17 protein-coding genes are annotated in these 15,328 nt (G+C 71.1%); 3 read left to right on the top strand and 14 right to left on the bottom strand.

Features of this window, described 5'->3' with window-relative positions; genetic code table 11:
* Positions 1–121: 121 nt before the first annotated feature.
* Positions 122–1,393 (bottom strand): dual-specificity RNA methyltransferase RlmN, encoded by a 1,272-nt coding sequence (gene rlmN / locus BJ991_RS03950; protein ID WP_179487656.1) that lies wholly within the window; start codon positions 1,391–1,393, stop codon positions 122–124.
* A gap of 92 nt (positions 1,394–1,485) precedes the next feature.
* On the opposite strand from rlmN, the gene BJ991_RS03945 reads away from it, so the two are divergent.
* Entirely contained in the window at positions 1,486–1,974 is a 489-nt protein-coding gene (locus tag BJ991_RS03945; RefSeq protein WP_179487654.1) for a GNAT family N-acetyltransferase, read from the top strand.
* A 1-nt stretch (position 1,975) separates the two neighbouring features.
* Positions 1,976–2,902, top strand: coding sequence for a hypothetical protein (locus BJ991_RS03940; RefSeq protein WP_179487652.1), 927 nt, complete (start codon positions 1,976–1,978; stop codon positions 2,900–2,902).
* A 1-nt stretch (position 2,903) separates the two neighbouring features.
* On the opposite strand, the gene BJ991_RS03935 is transcribed toward BJ991_RS03940, so the two are convergent.
* From BJ991_RS03935 to BJ991_RS03925, 3 genes are all read right to left on the bottom strand, one after another.
* Positions 2,904–3,644 carry a hypothetical protein gene (locus BJ991_RS03935; protein WP_179487650.1) on the bottom strand — a complete coding sequence of 247 codons (741 nt, stop codon included), beginning with the start codon at positions 3,642–3,644 and terminating at the stop codon, positions 2,904–2,906.
* A gap of 74 nt (positions 3,645–3,718) precedes the next feature.
* Positions 3,719–5,185: a cardiolipin synthase gene (gene cls / locus BJ991_RS03930; RefSeq protein WP_179487648.1), complete on the bottom strand. Its 1,467-nt coding sequence runs from the start codon at positions 5,183–5,185 to the stop codon at positions 3,719–3,721.
* Positions 5,186–5,251: 66 nt separating this feature from the next.
* Positions 5,252–5,434, bottom strand: coding sequence for a hypothetical protein (locus BJ991_RS03925; RefSeq protein WP_179487646.1), 183 nt, complete (start codon positions 5,432–5,434; stop codon positions 5,252–5,254).
* Positions 5,435–5,545: 111 nt separating this feature from the next.
* Here BJ991_RS03925 and BJ991_RS03920 point away from each other — a divergent pair, with 111 nt between their 5' ends.
* Positions 5,546–6,667, top strand: coding sequence for a DUF4192 family protein (locus BJ991_RS03920; RefSeq protein WP_179487644.1), 1,122 nt, complete (start codon positions 5,546–5,548; stop codon positions 6,665–6,667).
* A 2-nt stretch (positions 6,668–6,669) separates the two neighbouring features.
* Here the strand turns inward: BJ991_RS03920 and lysS are convergent, their stop codons facing one another.
* From lysS to folE, 10 genes are all read right to left on the bottom strand, one after another.
* Positions 6,670–8,196 (bottom strand): lysine--tRNA ligase, encoded by a 1,527-nt coding sequence (lysS, locus tag BJ991_RS03915; RefSeq protein WP_179487642.1) that lies wholly within the window; start codon positions 8,194–8,196, stop codon positions 6,670–6,672.
* Between the two features lie 359 nt (positions 8,197–8,555).
* The gene (gene panC, locus BJ991_RS03910) at positions 8,556–9,404 is read right to left on the bottom strand and encodes a pantoate--beta-alanine ligase (protein ID WP_179487640.1); all 849 of its coding nucleotides are present in this window, start codon (positions 9,402–9,404) and stop codon (positions 8,556–8,558) included.
* A complete protein-coding gene (locus BJ991_RS03905) occupies positions 9,401–10,138 on the bottom strand; it encodes a Rossmann-like and DUF2520 domain-containing protein (RefSeq protein WP_179487638.1) in 738 nt (245 codons plus the stop codon). Before BJ991_RS03905 ends, panC begins: the two co-directional genes overlap by 4 nt.
* The gene (locus tag BJ991_RS03900; protein ID WP_179487636.1) at positions 10,135–11,904 is read right to left on the bottom strand and encodes a PH domain-containing protein; all 1,770 of its coding nucleotides are present in this window, start codon (positions 11,902–11,904) and stop codon (positions 10,135–10,137) included. Before BJ991_RS03900 ends, BJ991_RS03905 begins: the two co-directional genes overlap by 4 nt.
* Positions 11,901–12,530: a PH domain-containing protein gene (locus tag BJ991_RS03895; RefSeq protein ID WP_425487519.1), complete on the bottom strand. Its 630-nt coding sequence runs from the start codon at positions 12,528–12,530 to the stop codon at positions 11,901–11,903. The genes BJ991_RS03900 and BJ991_RS03895 overlap by 4 nt, the downstream gene beginning before the upstream one ends.
* Positions 12,499–12,969, bottom strand: a complete 471-nt coding sequence (locus tag BJ991_RS03890; RefSeq protein ID WP_179487633.1) for a DUF3180 family protein — start codon at positions 12,967–12,969, stop codon at positions 12,499–12,501. Before BJ991_RS03890 ends, BJ991_RS03895 begins: the two co-directional genes overlap by 32 nt.
* On the bottom strand, positions 12,966–13,508 hold the full coding sequence (gene folK, locus BJ991_RS03885) for a 2-amino-4-hydroxy-6-hydroxymethyldihydropteridine diphosphokinase (RefSeq protein ID WP_179487631.1): 543 nt from the start codon (positions 13,506–13,508) through the stop codon (positions 12,966–12,968). The genes BJ991_RS03890 and folK overlap by 4 nt, the downstream gene beginning before the upstream one ends.
* The gene (gene folB / locus BJ991_RS03880) at positions 13,505–13,915 is read right to left on the bottom strand and encodes a dihydroneopterin aldolase (RefSeq protein WP_179487629.1); all 411 of its coding nucleotides are present in this window, start codon (positions 13,913–13,915) and stop codon (positions 13,505–13,507) included. The genes folK and folB overlap by 4 nt, the downstream gene beginning before the upstream one ends.
* Positions 13,888–14,730 carry a dihydropteroate synthase gene (folP, locus tag BJ991_RS03875; RefSeq protein ID WP_179487627.1) on the bottom strand — a complete coding sequence of 281 codons (843 nt, stop codon included), beginning with the start codon at positions 14,728–14,730 and terminating at the stop codon, positions 13,888–13,890. The genes folB and folP overlap by 28 nt, the downstream gene beginning before the upstream one ends.
* On the bottom strand, positions 14,727–15,320 hold the full coding sequence (folE, locus tag BJ991_RS03870) for a GTP cyclohydrolase I FolE (RefSeq protein ID WP_179487625.1): 594 nt from the start codon (positions 15,318–15,320) through the stop codon (positions 14,727–14,729). Before folE ends, folP begins: the two co-directional genes overlap by 4 nt.
* Between the last annotated feature and the right edge of the window lie 8 nt (positions 15,321–15,328).

Raw genomic sequence — 15,328 nt, 5'->3', positions numbered from 1 at the left:
ACTGTCTGGAAGGGATGCGGGAACCACCTTCGCACGCACCACCGACATTCATCAGGCGCGTTCACCGAGGGCGAAACGATTCCTTCGCGGATGCCCCAGCGGCAGCATCCCGCGAGTCACGTCACGTTTCGAGGGGCGTCGCCGCGGCGACCGCCTGGTCCTCCTCGGTGGCGACGAGCTGGCCGCACGCCCCGTCGATCTCCTTGCCGCGTGTGTCGCGCAGCGTCGTCGGGATCCCGGCGTCGTTGAGGCGGCGGACGAACTCGTCCTGCACGTCGCGCTCCGACGCGGTCCAGATCGAGCCGGGCGTCGGGTTGAGCGGGATCGGGTTCACGTGCACCCACCCGCGGCCGCGTGAGTTGAGCTTCTCGGCGAGGAGGTCGGCGCGCCACGCGTGGTCGTTCATGTCCTTGATGAGCGCGTACTCGATCGAGACGCGGCGCCCGGTCTTCTCGAAGTACGCACGCGCGGCGTCGAGGGCCTCGTCGACCTTCCAGCGCGAGTTCACCGGAATGAGCTCGTCGCGCAGCTGGTCGTCGGGCGCGTGCAGGGACAGGGCGAAGGTCACGGGGATGTCCTCGTGCGCGAGCTTCGTGATCGCGGGCACGAGGCCGACGGTCGACACCGTGATGCCGCGAGCGCTCATGCCCAGGCCGTGCTCCTTGTCGACCATGACCCGCACGGCCTGCATGAGGCGCGCGTAGTTCGCGAGGGGTTCGCCCATGCCCATGAACACGATGTTGGTGACGCGCTCGCCCTCGTGGCCGACCCGGCGTGGGTCGCCCAATCCCCCGTCGGCGATGAGGCGGTTCGCGCGGACGACCTGCTCGACGATCTCGGCGGCCGACATGTTGCGCGTGAGCCCGGCCTGGCCCGTCGCGCAGAAGGGACAGTTCATGCCGCATCCGGCCTGCGACGACACGCACAGCGTGATGCGCCCCGGATAGCGCATGAGCACCGACTCGACGAGCGCTCCGTCGTGCAGCTTCCACAGGAACTTGATGGTGTCGCCGCGGTCGGTCTCGAGCCGCCGCACCTCGGTGAGCAGGGGCGGCAGCATGCCGTGGACGAACTCGTCGCGGCCGGCGGCCGGCAGATCGGTCATCTCGGCGGGGTCGTGCGTCCAGTGGTGGAAGTAGTGCTTCTCGAGCTGCTTCGCGCGGAACCCGGGCATGCCGAGCTCCTTCACCTTCGAGACGCGCTCCACAGGCGTGAGGTCGGCGAGGTGCACGGGCGGCTTGCCGCGCTTGGGGCTCGCGAACTGCAGCAACGGGCGCCCCTCGGCGTCCTTCTTCTGCGTCCACCCCTCGGTCGCGGGGCGCACCTGCGCGGTGTCTCGCACCCGCGGGGTCGCCGGACGCGTCTCACGGACAGGCGGGCGCGACGAGGTCATGGCTCAAGGGTAGGCGACGCGCCTGCGGGAAGCCTGGTGGGGCGGACGCGGGCGCTCTCCCGCACGCGCCCCACCGGGTCTACCGTGAGAAGGTGGCCGACGTCACGATCCGCGAGATCCGCACCGAAGACGCGGGCGAGGTGCTCACGCTCCAGCGCGCCGCCTTCGTGCAGGAGGCGCTGATCTACGGCACGCCGTCGCTTCCCGCCCTCACGCAGACGCTCGAATCGCTCGAGGCCGAGCTGCGCGAGAACCTCGGCTGCGTCGCACACCTCGGTTCTCGCATGGTCGGAGCCGTGCGGGCGCAGCGCGACGGCGACCTGCTGCTCGTAGGCCGTCTCGTGATCGCGCCGGACGTGCAAGGAGAGGGCATCGGCTCGCGGCTGCTCACGGCGGTCGAGCGGAGGGGAACGGATGCCGGCGCCGCCGTCGCCGAGCTGTTCACCGGGTCGCTCAGCGAGGCGAATCTCCGGCTGTATCGGCGCGAGGGGTATCGCGAGTCGCAGCGCGTGCCGGGTGACGACGGCATCGAGCAGGTCTTCCTCCGCAAGCCGCTCAACGGCCGGAGCGGGGAGCGATGATATGGATGCCGCCGACCGGGCCGAGCTCGACGCGCTGAGGCGCCGGGCGTACGGCCCCTCGGCCGAGACCCTCGAAGCGAAGGAGCTCGCACGCCTCGTCGAGCTCGAGGACCGCGTGCGCGCGGAGCATGCGCCGGTCGCATCCGGTGCTGGGGATGGCGCGCCCGGGTCCGCGTCGGGAGGCGGCGGGTCCGCCGTCCGCGATGACGTGCCGAACCCGTCCGACGCCGGCGCGGCCGCGGGTGTGCGGGTGCTCGCCCGTCCCGCGGAACCGTCGGCGACGGAGGTGACACGTCCGGGCGACGGTGGAGGCGGAGCATCCGCATCGCCCACCGGCGACCCCGCAGGCACCGCGACCCGATCGAAGTGGAGCCGTCGCCGCACGCTCGTCGTCGCGGGGATCGCGGTCATCGTCGTCGGGGCCGCGGTCGTCGCGTCGACGTTCGTGCAGAACGCGCTGCGCGGCGCCGGTCCGACCGGTGAGGTCGATTACGTCGATGCGCCCGAGGCGTACTCGTTCACGCGGGACCTCACTTCGACGGTCCTGCTGCGGATCCCCCTCGACGGCTCGTTCGGCAGCTTCGTCGATCTTCCCGATTCCGAAGCTCCGCCGATCCCCTCGAGCGGCACCGTCGAGTGGGTCGAGCCGCTCGGCGAGTATTACGGGTGGAACGTCTGGATCGCGGGCGCCCAAGGAGCCGTCCAGCGCGAGCACTGCATCGTCATCGAACGCGAGGACCGGGCCAGAGGACGCTGCGTGCCGGCGGTGCTGCGAGAGCAGAGCGCGCTCGTCGCGCCCGTACCCTACGCGTGGATCCCCGACGACGAACGCCCCGAGGAGATGAGTCCCGGCCAGCGCCTCGGGTTCTGGTGGGGAGGGGACAACGGCGTCATCATCCTGATCGGCGACACGCCGCAACCCCGCTGAGTCAGCCGACGATCGGGATGCGGATGTTGTCGAACTCCGCTCCCCCGGTGAGGACGAGCTCGACATCCGAGTCGTCATCGAGGCCCTCGACCAGGGCCACGGTGCCGCGCGGCGCGATGTCCATCGTGCAGACCTGGTCGGCCGGCGGCTCCTGGAACGTCACGGTGACCTCGGCCTCGCCGGTCGCGGCGACGTCCTCGATGACGGGCACGCACGACGACGAGCCCCACGACAGGATCACGAACTGGCCGTCGTCGTCGGTCCACCCCGCGGTCGGCAGGTAATCGGTCGGGCCCTCGGGCGTGGGCAGGTCGACGCCGTCGAGGTCGGTGTCCTCCTCGAAGCCGTCGCCGTTCACGACGATGCGGAGGTCTTCCGACGGATCGACGGGCTCGGGCAGGCCGACGAGCGTCACGCGAGGAACGAGGTCGCGCGTGCAGGGCTTGGCGCGGTCTCCGGGGACGACGAGGGTCACGGTCAGCACGCCGTCCGCCAACTCGACGTCGTCGGCCACCGGCACACACGTCGAGGAGCCCTGGGTGACGATCCCGACCATGCGACCGCCGTCGAGCCACGCGGCCTTGACGTCGGCATCCGACCCCGAGCCGTCGTCCGGCGACTCGACCGTCGAGTCGTCGACGGGCGTGGGCGTCGCGGTCCCGGGGTTCGTGGCGCATCCTCCGAGCAGGGCGGCGAAGAGCAGGGCGGCGGAGGCGAGGGTCACTCGGCGAGTCGTCGACATGCCTCGATCATCCCGGAGCGGGCCGAGCGCCGCCAGGGAGTCCGGTCACGGCTCGATAACGCGGAAACGGACGATCACTGCAACGCCGAGGTCAGCCGCGCGAGGTTGTCGAGCACTGTCGAGCGCAGCGGCTGCTTCTCCCACTCCTCGATCGTGAGCTCGCGGCTGAGCTCTCGGTACTCCTGCTCGACCCCGCGCATCTCGTCGATGAACTCGGTGCCGCGCACGAGCATCGAGATCTCCATGTTGAGACCGAAGGAGCGCATGTCCATGTTGCTCGACCCGATGATCGCCACCTCGTCGTCGATCGTCATGGACTTCGAGTGCAGGATGAAGGGCTTCCGGTACATCCAGATGCGCACGCCCGCGCGCAGCAGCGTCTCGTAGTAGCTGCGCTGCGCGTGGTAGACCATGGCCTGGTCGCCCTCTTCCGACACGAACAGCTGCACGTCGAGGCCGCGGTGGCACGCGGTGGTGATCGCGAGCAGCAGCGCCTCATCGGGCACGAAGTACGGGCTCACGATGATGAGCTTGCGCTGCGCGTAGTACATGAGCCCTGCGAACAGGCGCAGGTTGTTCTCGAACTCGAACCCCGGCCCGGACGGCACGATCTGGCAGTCGAGGTCGCCGGGACCGGCCTTCACGTCGAAGAGGTCGATCTCGTCGGTGAGCACCTCGTCGGTCTCGCTGTACCAGTCCGACAGGAACACGGCGTTGACGGATGCCACGACCGGCCCCTCGAGCCGCACCATGAGGTCGACCCAGTGCAGTCCTCGCCGGATGTTCTTCTTGAGGTTGTACGTCGAGTCGGTGACGTTCTGCGAGCCCATGAACGCGACCGCGCCGTCGACGACGAGAAGCTTGCGGTGATTGCGCAGGTCGGGGCGCTGGTACTTGCCCTTGAACGGCTGCACGGGGAGCATGAGGCGCCACTGCGCGCCCATGCGGTCGAGGCGCTGGAGCGTGCGCTTGTAGAACGGCTTGCCGCGGTTCGCCCAGTGGTCGAGGAGCACGCGGACCGTCACGCCGCGCGCGCACACCTCCTCCATCGCCTCGAAGAGGGTCTCGGTCGAGTCGTCGGACTGGAAGATGTAGAACTCGACGTGGACGTATTTCTCGGCGCCGCGGATGGCGGCCGCCATCGTGTCGAGGCTCGTCTGGTAGTCCGAGATGAGGTGCGCGGCGTTGTCGCCGGTGACCGGCAGCGCCCCGAGCTTGCGGTTGAGCGTCACCATCGAGGTGAACCACTGCGGCTGACCCGGTCGCAGCGATCCGAACTCGAGCGACGCGCTCGTCTCGCGGATGTACGCGTTGATGCGATCCTGCTTCTGCCGGCGCTTGCGCGGGAGGCGCGGAGTGCCGATGAGCAGGAAGAGGAAGACGCCGATCAGCGGGATGAAGTAGATCGCGAGCAGCCACGCCATGGCGGCGGTCGGGCGCCGGTTGCGCGGCACGATGATGATCGCGGCGATGCGGACCGTGAGGTCGAAGACGAAGACGATGATCAGCCACCAGCTCGCGTCGAACGTGATGGTGATCACGAGTCCCCCTTCCCCCCAGGTGCGATCCCCAGCGTAGTGGGAGGGGCCCTCACGGACGCGCGAGGCTCACTTCGCGTCGGCGACGGGTGGAAGCCCGCGCTTCGCGCGCTCCTCGGCCTCGATGCGCGCGTACTCGCGGCGCTCGGTGCGGTCGGCGCGCACGACGCTGCGCAGCACGAAGAAGAAGATGGCGCTGACCACGACGGTCGGCATCAGCGACCAGATCACGGCGAGCCAGTAGTTGTCCACGGATCAAGGATACCGGCGACGCCTCCTGCACAGACCCGGTCCGGTCGCGGCCTTCGCCGTCGACGCCGTGATGGCGGATGCCCCGCCCGCCGCCTCGGGGATCGTCGGCGTATGACCACGACGACGATCATCACCGCGGGCAGCGCCGCGGAGTTCCTGTCCCTGCTCCCCCGCATGCTCGGCTTCCGCCCGCGCCGCAGCCTGGTGCTCGTGCCGTTCGCGCGCACGCGGACGCTCGGCGCGATGCGCCTCGACCTGCCGGCCGACGACGACGATGCCGAGGCGTTCGCGGCGACGTGCGTGGGGATGGTGTGCCGCGTGGCATCCGCGGACTCGGTCGCCCTCGTGGTGTTCGACGACGCGCCGTTCGACGCCGACGGAACCCCGCCGCGCGACGATGTGGCCCGCGCGTTCGTGTCGAAGGCCGACGCGTGCGGGCTGGCGATCGTCGACGCCCTGTGCGTCGCGGCCGATGGGTGGGGCTCGTCCGTGCGACCGGAGCTGTCGCCGCGGCCGCTCGCCGAGCTCGCGGTCGGTCCGTCCGGCGCGGAGCTGCTCGCCGAGCCCGACGGCGATCAGTGGGTGGGCTGCGAGCTTCCCGAGGTCGATTCGACGGATGCCGCGGCGGTGGAGTCCGCGCTCGCGGCGCTCGCCGATGCGGTGGCCGTCCTGTGCGCGGACGCACCGGCTCGCGACGAGACGAAGCGTGTCGACCCGCGCGCGCTCGAGGCCGCGGTGGGGCTCGACGACCTGCCGGCGCTGTTCGAGCGGATGCTCGAGTGGGACGCGTCGGAACTCGAGCCGTTCGACGCCGCGACCGCGGTCTGGTGCCTGTCGCGACCGGCCCTGCGCGATATCGCGCTCGTCGGATGGACCGCCGGCCCGCAGCTCGGTGATGAGGCGCTCGCCGCGCAGCTGCGCTGGGAGAAGGGCGAGCCCTATCCGGCCGAGCTCGCGCAGATCATGTGGGGCGAGGGTACGCAGCCGGAGCCGGCGCGACTGCTCCGCGCCCTCGGCGTGGTGCGTGCGGTGGCCGCCCCGGCGCCGGAGCAGCACAGGGCTGGGCCGCTCGCGGTGTGCGCGTGGCTCTCGTGGGCGCTCGGTCGCTCGACCCACGCGGAGTCGTACGCGAAGCGCGCGCTCGAGGCCGACCCCGAGCACGGTCTCGCCGAGATCGTGCTGTCGTTCGTGGCCGCGGGTCACCTGCCCGACTGGGCGTTCTCACGCTCGTGAGATCACTTCACCAGCGGGAACAGGATCGTCTCGCGAATGCCCAGCCCGGTGAGCGCCATGAGCAGCCGGTCGATGCCCATGCCCATGCCGCCGGTGGGCGGCATGCCGTGCTCGAGCGCGCGCAGGAACTCCTCGTCGATGCGCATCGCCTCGAGGTCGCCCTTCGCGGCGAGCTTCGCCTGCTCGACGAAGCGCTCGCGCTGGATGACCGGGTCGACGAGCTCGGAGTACCCGGTCGCGAGCTCGAACCCGCGCGTGTAGAGGTCCCACTTCTCTACGACGCCGGGAATCGTGCGGTGCTCGCGCACGAGCGGGCTCGTGTCGAGCGGGAAGTCCATGACGAACGTCGGCCGCGTGAGCGACGGCTTCACGAAGTGCTCCCACAGCTCTTCGACGAGCTTGCCGTGGATCGGATGCGGCGGGAGCTCGACACCCTCGGCCTCGGCGATCGCGACGAGCTCGTCGAACGGCGTCTCGGGCGTGATGCGGCGGCCCGCGGCATCCGACAGCGAATCGTACATCGGGAGGCGGTCCCACTGGCCGCCCAGGTCGTACTCGGTGCCGTCGGCCCACGTCACCGTCGTCGAGCCGGTGACCGCGATCGCCGCGTTCTGGATCAGCTCCTGCGTGAGGTCGGCGATGCCGCTGTAATCGGTGTAGGCCTGGTAGGCCTCGAGCATCGCGAACTCCGGGCTGTGCGTCGAGTCGGCGCCCTCGTTGCGGAAGTTGCGGTTGATCTCGAAGACTCGCTCGATGCCGCCGACGACCGCGCGCTTGAGGTAGAGCTCGGGCGCGATGCGCAGGTAGAGGTCGGCGTCGAACGCATTCGAGTGCGTGGTGAACGGGCGAGCGGATGCCCCGCCCGGCTGCACCTGCAGCATCGGCGTCTCGACCTCGAGGAACCCGTGCGCCGCGAACGTCTCCCGCAGGCTCGCGTTGACCCGGGCGCGCGCCACGACCGTCTCGCGCGCCCGGTCGCGCACGATGAGGTCGAGGAACCGGCTGCGCACGCGGCTCTCTTCGCTGAGCTCGCCGTACATGTTCGGCAGGGGCAGGATCGCCTTCGAGGCGATCTCCCACTCCGAGACCATGATCGACAGCTCGCCGCGGCGGCTCGAGACGACCTCGCCCTCGACGAAGACGTGGTCGCCGAGGTCGACGAGCTCCTTCCAGCGCTGCAGCGACTCCTCGCCGACGACGGCGAGCGACACCATCGCCTGGATTCGGGCGCCGTCACCGGCTTGCAGCGACGCGAAGCAGAGCTTGCCCGTGCTGCGGCTGAACACGACGCGCCCGGCGACGGCTGCGGTGACGCCGGTCTCGGCGCCGGCCTCGAGGTCGCCGTAGCGCTCGCGAAGCTCGGGGATCGTGTCGGTGATCGGCAGGCTCACCGGGTAGGGGCCGCCCGCGGCATCCGCACGCTCCGCCAGGAGCCGCTCGCGCTTGCCCAGCCGGACGGCCTTCTGCTCGAAGACCTCTTCCTCGGTCGGCTCGGCGTGCGCGTCGTTCTGCGCGTTGGCGTCGGTCATGGGGGCTCCTCAGAAGGCGGACCCCCAAGTCTATCGACGGCGTCCTGGACGCCCGATGCGGGCGAATCCCATGGATGTGACTTCCTCTCGGAAGTGGGCTATGGTCGGCCGCGATCGCCAACTGTGAAAGGGGAAGCGAGGACGACATGGCTAAGCAGCAGCAGAAGAAGCCCGCGAAGGCGTCGCTCAAGGAGAAGCGCGAACAGAAGCGCGCGAAGGCCCAGGAGGGCATGGTCCGGGTTCGCAAGGGCTCGTAGCCGAGGCGGACCGAGCGAGCGCAACGGCGCGCTCGGCTCCCGCGCCCGGCTGCTCGCATGGCGCGCGGCTGGGCGCGGCGAGCGCGCCGACGCTCCGGACGCTCAGTGGATGTAGATCTCGGCGTTGTCGACGAACCGGTGTCCGGCCACGGTGGCCGCGATCAGCGCGACGGCGGCCCCTTCGTGTCCCTCATCGACGGGGAGGAACGACCCCGGGTCGACGACGCTCAGGTAGTCGAGCCTGATGCGCGGCTCGCCCATGAGCGCGGACTGCGCCGCGGCGATGCACGCGTCCACGCCGCGATCGGCGTTGGACGCCGCGGCGTCCAGCGCCAGCGGCAGCTTGGCGGCCGCAGCGAGATCTTCGGCGTCGAGCATGCCGACGCGCGTCGACACGGGGAGCCCGTCGTCGCCGCGCACGGTCTCGACTTCGACGACCTCGACACCGAAGAAGAGGTCCCGGATCATGCGAGTGACGAGGAACACGCGCTGACGGTCGCGCAGGCCGTACACCGCGAACTCGGGTCGCACGAGGTTCAGCAGCTTGGCCTCGACGGTCAGCAGTCCATCGAAGTAGAAGGGACGCGACCGCCCCTCGTACCGGAGGCCGAGATCGCCCGCGCTCACCTTGGTCGTCGCGGAGCCCCGCGGCAGCAGCTCGTCCGTCGTCGGCGCGAAGATCACGTCGACACCGAGCGAGTCCAGCAGCGCCTCGTCGTCCTCGGGAGTGCGCGGATACGCCTCGAACTCGGCGACCGTCGCGAACCGCAGCGGGTTGACGAAGAGGGAGACGACGACGATGTCGGCGTTCTCGCGCGCGGTGTGGACGAGGTCGATGTGGCCGTCGTGCAGCGAGCCGATCGTCGAGACGAGTGCGACACGGGCCCCTTCGCCGGCTGCTGCTCTGGCTTCGGCCAGTTGGGTGCGCAGTCCGTCGATCGTCGTGATCATCCGTCGATGCTATCGGCGGCTCCGCCCGCCAGACCGCCACCCGGCAGGCCCGCGTCGGCGGATGCCCCTTCCGTGAGCGCGTGGTCGATCGTCGAGTGCACGAGGATGCGGAGGTACGAGCCCGGGTCGGCGACGCCCGCCTTCGAGAGCAGCGACATCGACTGCGCGACGATCGAGCGCGAGAACGCGGTCGCCGTCGCGATGGCCTCACCATAGGCGGCGCGGTCGGCCTCCGCGATCACGACGGGCTCGCAGCCGAGCTCCACTGCGAGCGCCTGCGCGATGGGAAGCACGGGCGCCGGCGCGGTGACGGCCGCGTAGGCCCCCGAGAGCTGGCGCAGATCCATCGACGTGCCGGTGAAGGCGATGGCCGGATGCAGCGCCAGCGGGATCGCGCCCTTGGCGACGGCCGGCGCGAGCACGGCAGTGCCGAACGCGGCGTCAGTGTGGAGCACGAGCTGCCCCGGCTGCCACGCGCCGACCTCCCCGAGCCCGCTCACAAGGCCGGGAAGCTGGTCGTGCGGGACCGCGACCACGACGAGCTCGGCGCGACGAGCGACCTCGACGGCATCGAGCACGGGCAGCCCCGGCAGGAGCGCCTCGACGCGCTCGGGATCGGAGCCCTTCGTGATGCCGACAAGCGCGTGACCCGCGCCCGCGAGTGCGGCGGCGATCACCGGACCGACGCGTCCCGCGCCGATCACGCCGACTCCGAGGCGCCCGTCGCGTGTCATGCGCGGTCTCCGTCGTACGCGGGTGGCGCGGGGGCGTCAGGCGCATCGGGCGCGTCGGGCGCCGGCCGAACCGCCTCGGTCGGGGGCGGATCCGGCTGCGGTCCTGGCGCGGCGGGAGCATCCGTCACCTCTGCGTCTGGGACGGCAGCACGCGCGTCCGCCTCAGCGTCGGCCGCGGCCGCCTCCGCCCAGCGGTGCGAACGGTCGATCTCGGCGGCGCGCACCGTCGCGCGAGCGACGTCGTCGAAGAGCTCGAGCGCGCGCTCGCGATCGACCGCCGCGACGGAGGCGTACACGGGTCCGCTCACGACGTGCGCCCGCGCCGAAGCCACGCGCAGCGCGCGATCCACGGGACCCTGGTATACCCCGAAGCTCTGCATGCGGGCCAGCGGCACGATTGCGAGCTTGCGCCAGATGATGCCGCGCCGCAGCAGGAGCAGGTCGTCGGTGAGGCGGAAGCCCGTGCGCCGCCACGACAGCGGGCGGATGATCCACGCGCGCTCGGGCGTCGTCGTGAACGAGTCCTCCTCGGTCGGACCGCTGATGCCCTCCCGCACGATGAGCGCCCACTCCGCCTCGCCGACCGTCGGCTGCAGCAGGCGCAGGACGCGCTCGACGTCGAGGGCCGTGCCCACGGGAAGAGCGGTCGTGAACTGGTCGGCGTTGCCCTCGGACGCGCTGCGGCCCGACAGGCGGTTGATGCGGATCTTCCACCACCCGAACGGACGCCACAGGATCGGCTGCTCGACCTCGACCGCGTGCACCCGTCCGGGCGGCACGATCTCGGTGATCGTCGTGAGCAGCCCGAACGTGATGCGCACGCCGTCGGGCGTCGGCGCGATCGAGTAGCGCAGGGAGCGGAAGATCGTGCGCACCCACAGCGCCCCGAGACCGATCAGCGCGGGGACGTACGCGAAGAGCACCCATGTGATGCCGAACGACGCGGCGACGCCCACCGCGATGAGCGCGATGATGAACGCCACCGTCGACATGCTCACGACCTGCGCGAGGATGATGCGTCCGACCGGGATGCTGACAACCGACTCGGGCTCGGCGACGGGCGCCTCGTCGCCCTCGATGAGCCCCGTGATCCCGCGGCTCACCGTCGCGGAGAGGGCGTGGGCACGCGAGCGCGGGCCTGCCGGCCCCGCGGGGCCGGACCCGGCATCCGTCAATCGTCGGCCCGATGCGAGCCGCAGGATGTCGGCGCGCACCGCCTCGGCGTTCGCCGTCGACAGGTACTCGAGCTTGACGTTCGCGTCGGCGCCGGCGCCGACGACCTCGAGCTTCGCCATGCCGAGCAGCCTCGCGACCATCGGACGCACGAGGTTCACGCCCTGCACGCGATCGAGCGGTGCGCGTCGCTGCGTGCGGAAGAGGACCCCGCTGCGCACCTCGACGTCGTCCTCGGTGATGCGGAACGTGTGGAACCGCCACGACAGGTAGAACAGCACGACGAGCAGGATCAGCACGGCGAGCACGACGACGCCGGCGAGGAAGTACAGATTGTTCGCGACGATCCAGTCGATGGGGTCGCCGGTCTCCCAGTTCTCGATGTCGGCGTCGGGGGCGAACCACGGCAGGAACAGGAAGACCAGTCGATCGCGCAGGTTCGCGACGATGACGCCGATCACGACGAGCAGGAAGATCCCGCCGCGCAGCAGCGGCGTGAGCGGATGCAGCCGGTGCCAGTCCCCGTCGCTGAGCGGCGACCGTAAAGGGCCCGCGACGACCGGTCCGCCCGTGAAGGCCTGCGGTTCGGTCATAGCCCCGTGCGCCGGCTCTCGGCGACCTCGATGAGGTGGTCGCGCAGGGTCTCGGCGGTCGCCTGCTCGAGTCCGGGGATCGTGACGCCCGTCGTCGCGGCGGCGGTCACGAACTTGAGCTGCGCGATGCCGTAGCCGCGGTCGAGGGGCCCGTGGGTGATGTCGACGAGCTGCATGCGACCGTACGGCACCGCGACGAAACGCTGCCACAGGATGCCGCGCCGGAACACGAGATCGTCGTCGCGCAGCTGGTAGCCGATCGCTCGCGCCTGGCGCGGCATGATCGCGAGCGTCCACGCGAGGATCACCGTCAGGATCCCGCCCGGGATCCACGCCCACACCTGGTGCATGACGAGCGTCAGCACGAGCGTCGCGGCGATCACGATGAGCAGGAACGACCCGGTCGAGATGAGCTGCACCCACACGTACTTCGGCGAGATCTGGTGCCAGGCGCCGGTCTCGAGGACGAGGCGGTTCTCCGACCGCGGCTCGATCAGGCGCCCGAACGTCCCTTCGTCGAGGGTCTCGTCGGTGATCGCGGGCTTCGAGTCCGGGGCGTCCGCCGGCGAGCCGGGGGTTCGGGGCGGAGCCCCATCAGGCATCGTCGCCTCCGGGCTGTTCGTCATGGTCGTCCTTCCGGATGATGCACAGGTGCTCGGCTACCAGGCCGGCGGCGATCAGGAGAGCGCCCGCGGCGGCGGTCGCGAGGATCGTGCCCATCGAGCCTAGCGAGGGCGTTACAGGCCGCGTGACGAGGAACAACGCGAGGCCCAGGCCGATTCCGCCGACCGCTGCCCCGACGATGCTCGACGCCTTCGCGAGCATCGCGATGCGCACCGCGCGGAACGGATTGACCGCCTGGGCGGAGCTGCCGTGGATCGCACGGCGGATCGGCACCGCGAGAGCGACGACGACCGCGCCGAGGAGCACGAGGAGGATCGGGAGCGTCACCGCGGGCGTGAACGTGGGGCGCCCGGTGGCCGTGAGGACCTGGTCGATGAGGAAGCCCACGCCGATGCCGATGACCGCGGCGACGATGAGGATGCCCGCGCTCGTGCGCTTCACGATGCGCCACCCCTCCGCAGCCGCTCGAGCAGGGCGTCGACGCGCCCGGCGCCCGGCAGCTCGGCATCCGGGTCGATCGCGAGCCACGGCACCAGCACGAACTCCCGCTCGGCCGCGCGGGGGTGCGGGAGCGTGAGGGCGGGGCTCGTCGACTGCACGTCTCCGTACGACACGAGGTCGAGGTCGAGGGTGCGGTCGCCCCACCGCTCGCGGCGCTCGCGTCCGTGCCGCGCCTCGATGCGATGCAGGTACTCCAGCAGGACGGACGGCGCGAGCCGCGTCATCAGGATCGCGACGGAGTTGAGGTAGGTCGGCGCCTCGTCGTCAGGACCTTCGGGCTTGACGGCGACCGACTCGATCGGCGTCGCCACGCGCACCTCGGCGACCAGCGGAAGCCTCGCGAGGTCCTTCACCGCGGCGTCCAGGGTCGCCTCGCGGTCGCCGAGGTTCGCGCCGAGCGCGACGACGGCCTCGACCCACGGGCGGTCGTGCCGCGTGGGCATCTCGCCCCGCGGGCCGTCGGCGAGTCGGCGGCTCACAGCGCGACTCCCCTCTCGCCGACAGAAGAACCGGATGCCGCGCCCTTCGCGCGCCGGATGGTGACGGCGACATCGGCGAAGGTCAGCGGGATCGGGGCATCCGGCTTGTGCACCGTCACCTCGGCGGACTGAACCCTTTCTGGCCCGAGCAGCGCGTCGGCGATGCGCGCGGCGAGCGTCTCGATCAGATCGACCGGCTCGCCCTCGACGATCGCGGCCACGCGCGCGGCGAGCTCGCCGTAGTGGACCGTGTCTTCGACGTCGTCGCTGGCCGCCGCGGGGCGCGTGTCGATGCGCACCGCGAAGTCGACCACGAACCACTGCCCGTCCCGACGCTCGTCGGGGTAGACACCGTGGCGGCCGAAGACGCGAAGGCCCGTCAGCCGGATCTCGTCGAGACCTTCCATCGGTCCTCTCCCCTCCATGCCTCGGCGATCCGCAGCGCGTCCTTTGTCGCGCCCACGTCGTGCACGCGTACGGCCCACACGCCGGCTTCCGCCGCGAGGACGCTCGTCACGGCGGTCGCGAGGTCGCGCCGGCGCTCCGAGACGGTGTCTCCGCCGGGCTCGTCCGGTCCGAGCGTCTCGGCGAGGAACCGCTTGCGACTCGTGCCCACGAGCACGCGCGGCCCGATGCCGACGATGCGCTCGAGTCCGCGCAGCACGCCCCAGTTCTGGTCGCCCTGCTTGCCGAAGCCGATGCCCGGGTCGATGATCATGCGAGCGGGCGGGATGCCCGCTTTCGCGGCGGCCCGGATGCGCCCGGCGAGCTCGTCGATGACCTCGCGGAGGACGTCGTCGTAACGCGCGTTCGCGTACATGTCGGAGGAGGCACCACGCCAGTGCTGCAGCACGATGTCGGCGCCGGTCTCGGCGACCGCGGAGAGCATCTCGGGATCGGCGAGCCCGCCCGACACATCGTTCACGATGCGGGCGCCCGCTTCGACCGCGGCGACCCCGGTCGAGGCGTTCATCGTGTCGACGCTCACGGTGACACCCGCGGCGGCCAGCGCTTCGATGACCGGGATGACGCGAGCGCGCTCGATGTCGGGTGACACCCGGTCCGCGCCGGGGCGGGTCGACTCGCCGCCGACGTCGACGAGGTCGGCGCCGCGCGCGCACAGCGCCATGCCGTGGGCGATCGCCCGCTCGGTGTCGTCATACCGGCCGCCGTCGCTGAAGGAGTCGGGCGTCACGTTGACGACCCCCATGATGAGCGTCATTCGCGCCCCGCGGTGGTCATGAGCGTGATGAGCTCGGCACGGGCGGCCGGTTCGGTGAACTCTCCGCGCGCCGCGATCGTGACGGTCGACGCCTCGCGCTGTCGCTCGCCGCGCATCGTGACGCACCCGTGCGTGGCCTCGAGCACGACGAGCACGCCGCGCGCCTCGAGCGACTCGGAGATCGTGTCGGCGATCTGCTCTCCGAGGCGCTCCTGCACCTGCGGGCGGGCGGCAAGGATCTCGACGACCTTTGCGAGCGCCCCGAGCCCGACGACCTTGTCGCCCGGCAGGTACGCGACGTGCGCCTTGCCGCGGAACAGCAGCAGGTGATGCTCGCACACCGAGCGGAACTGGATGTCGCGAAGCATCACGGCGCCGGACGGCTGCGTCTCGGGCGCGGGCCCGTGCGCGATCGAGATCGTGTGCGCGAGCGGCTCCGCGGCATCCGCCTGAACGCCGGCGAAGAACTCGGCGTACGCGTCGGCGACGCGCCCAGGCGTCAGTCGCAGGCCGGGGCGGTCCGGGTCCTCGCCGATCGCGTCGAGGATGTCGCGGATCGCCGCGGCCACGCGCTCACGGTCGACAGCCATGCCGACGA

Source organism: Microbacterium immunditiarum (genome assembly GCF_013409785.1).
Taxonomy (GTDB): Bacteria; Actinomycetota; Actinomycetes; order Actinomycetales; family Microbacteriaceae; genus Microbacterium; species Microbacterium immunditiarum.
The sequence above is the reverse complement of the archived record's forward strand: the minus strand, read 5'-3'. Positions and strand labels throughout refer to the sequence as shown.

Excerpts from the sequence above, each read along its gene's own strand:
- rlmN (WP_179487656.1), bottom strand. The coding sequence starts at position 1,393 with ATGACCTCGTCGCGCCCGCCTGTCCGTGAGACGCGTCCGGCGACCCCG.
- BJ991_RS03940 (WP_179487652.1), top strand. The coding sequence starts at position 1,976 with ATGGATGCCGCCGACCGGGCCGAGCTCGACGCGCTGAGGCGCCGGGCG.
- BJ991_RS03935 (WP_179487650.1), bottom strand. The coding sequence starts at position 3,644 with ATGTCGACGACTCGCCGAGTGACCCTCGCCTCCGCCGCCCTGCTCTTC.
- BJ991_RS03920 (WP_179487644.1), top strand. The coding sequence starts at position 5,546 with ATGACCACGACGACGATCATCACCGCGGGCAGCGCCGCGGAGTTCCTG.
- lysS (WP_179487642.1), bottom strand. The coding sequence starts at position 8,196 with ATGACCGACGCCAACGCGCAGAACGACGCGCACGCCGAGCCGACCGAG.
- panC (WP_179487640.1), bottom strand. The coding sequence starts at position 9,404 with ATGATCACGACGATCGACGGACTGCGCACCCAACTGGCCGAAGCCAGA.
- BJ991_RS03905 (WP_179487638.1), bottom strand. The coding sequence starts at position 10,138 with ATGACACGCGACGGGCGCCTCGGAGTCGGCGTGATCGGCGCGGGACGC.
- BJ991_RS03900 (WP_179487636.1), bottom strand. The coding sequence starts at position 11,904 with ATGACCGAACCGCAGGCCTTCACGGGCGGACCGGTCGTCGCGGGCCCT.
- BJ991_RS03895 (WP_425487519.1), bottom strand. The coding sequence starts at position 12,530 with ATGACGAACAGCCCGGAGGCGACGATGCCTGATGGGGCTCCGCCCCGA.
- folB (WP_179487629.1), bottom strand. The coding sequence starts at position 13,915 with ATGGAAGGTCTCGACGAGATCCGGCTGACGGGCCTTCGCGTCTTCGGC.
- folP (WP_179487627.1), bottom strand. The coding sequence starts at position 14,730 with ATGACGCTCATCATGGGGGTCGTCAACGTGACGCCCGACTCCTTCAGC.
- folE (WP_179487625.1), bottom strand. The coding sequence starts at position 15,320 with ATGGCTGTCGACCGTGAGCGCGTGGCCGCGGCGATCCGCGACATCCTC.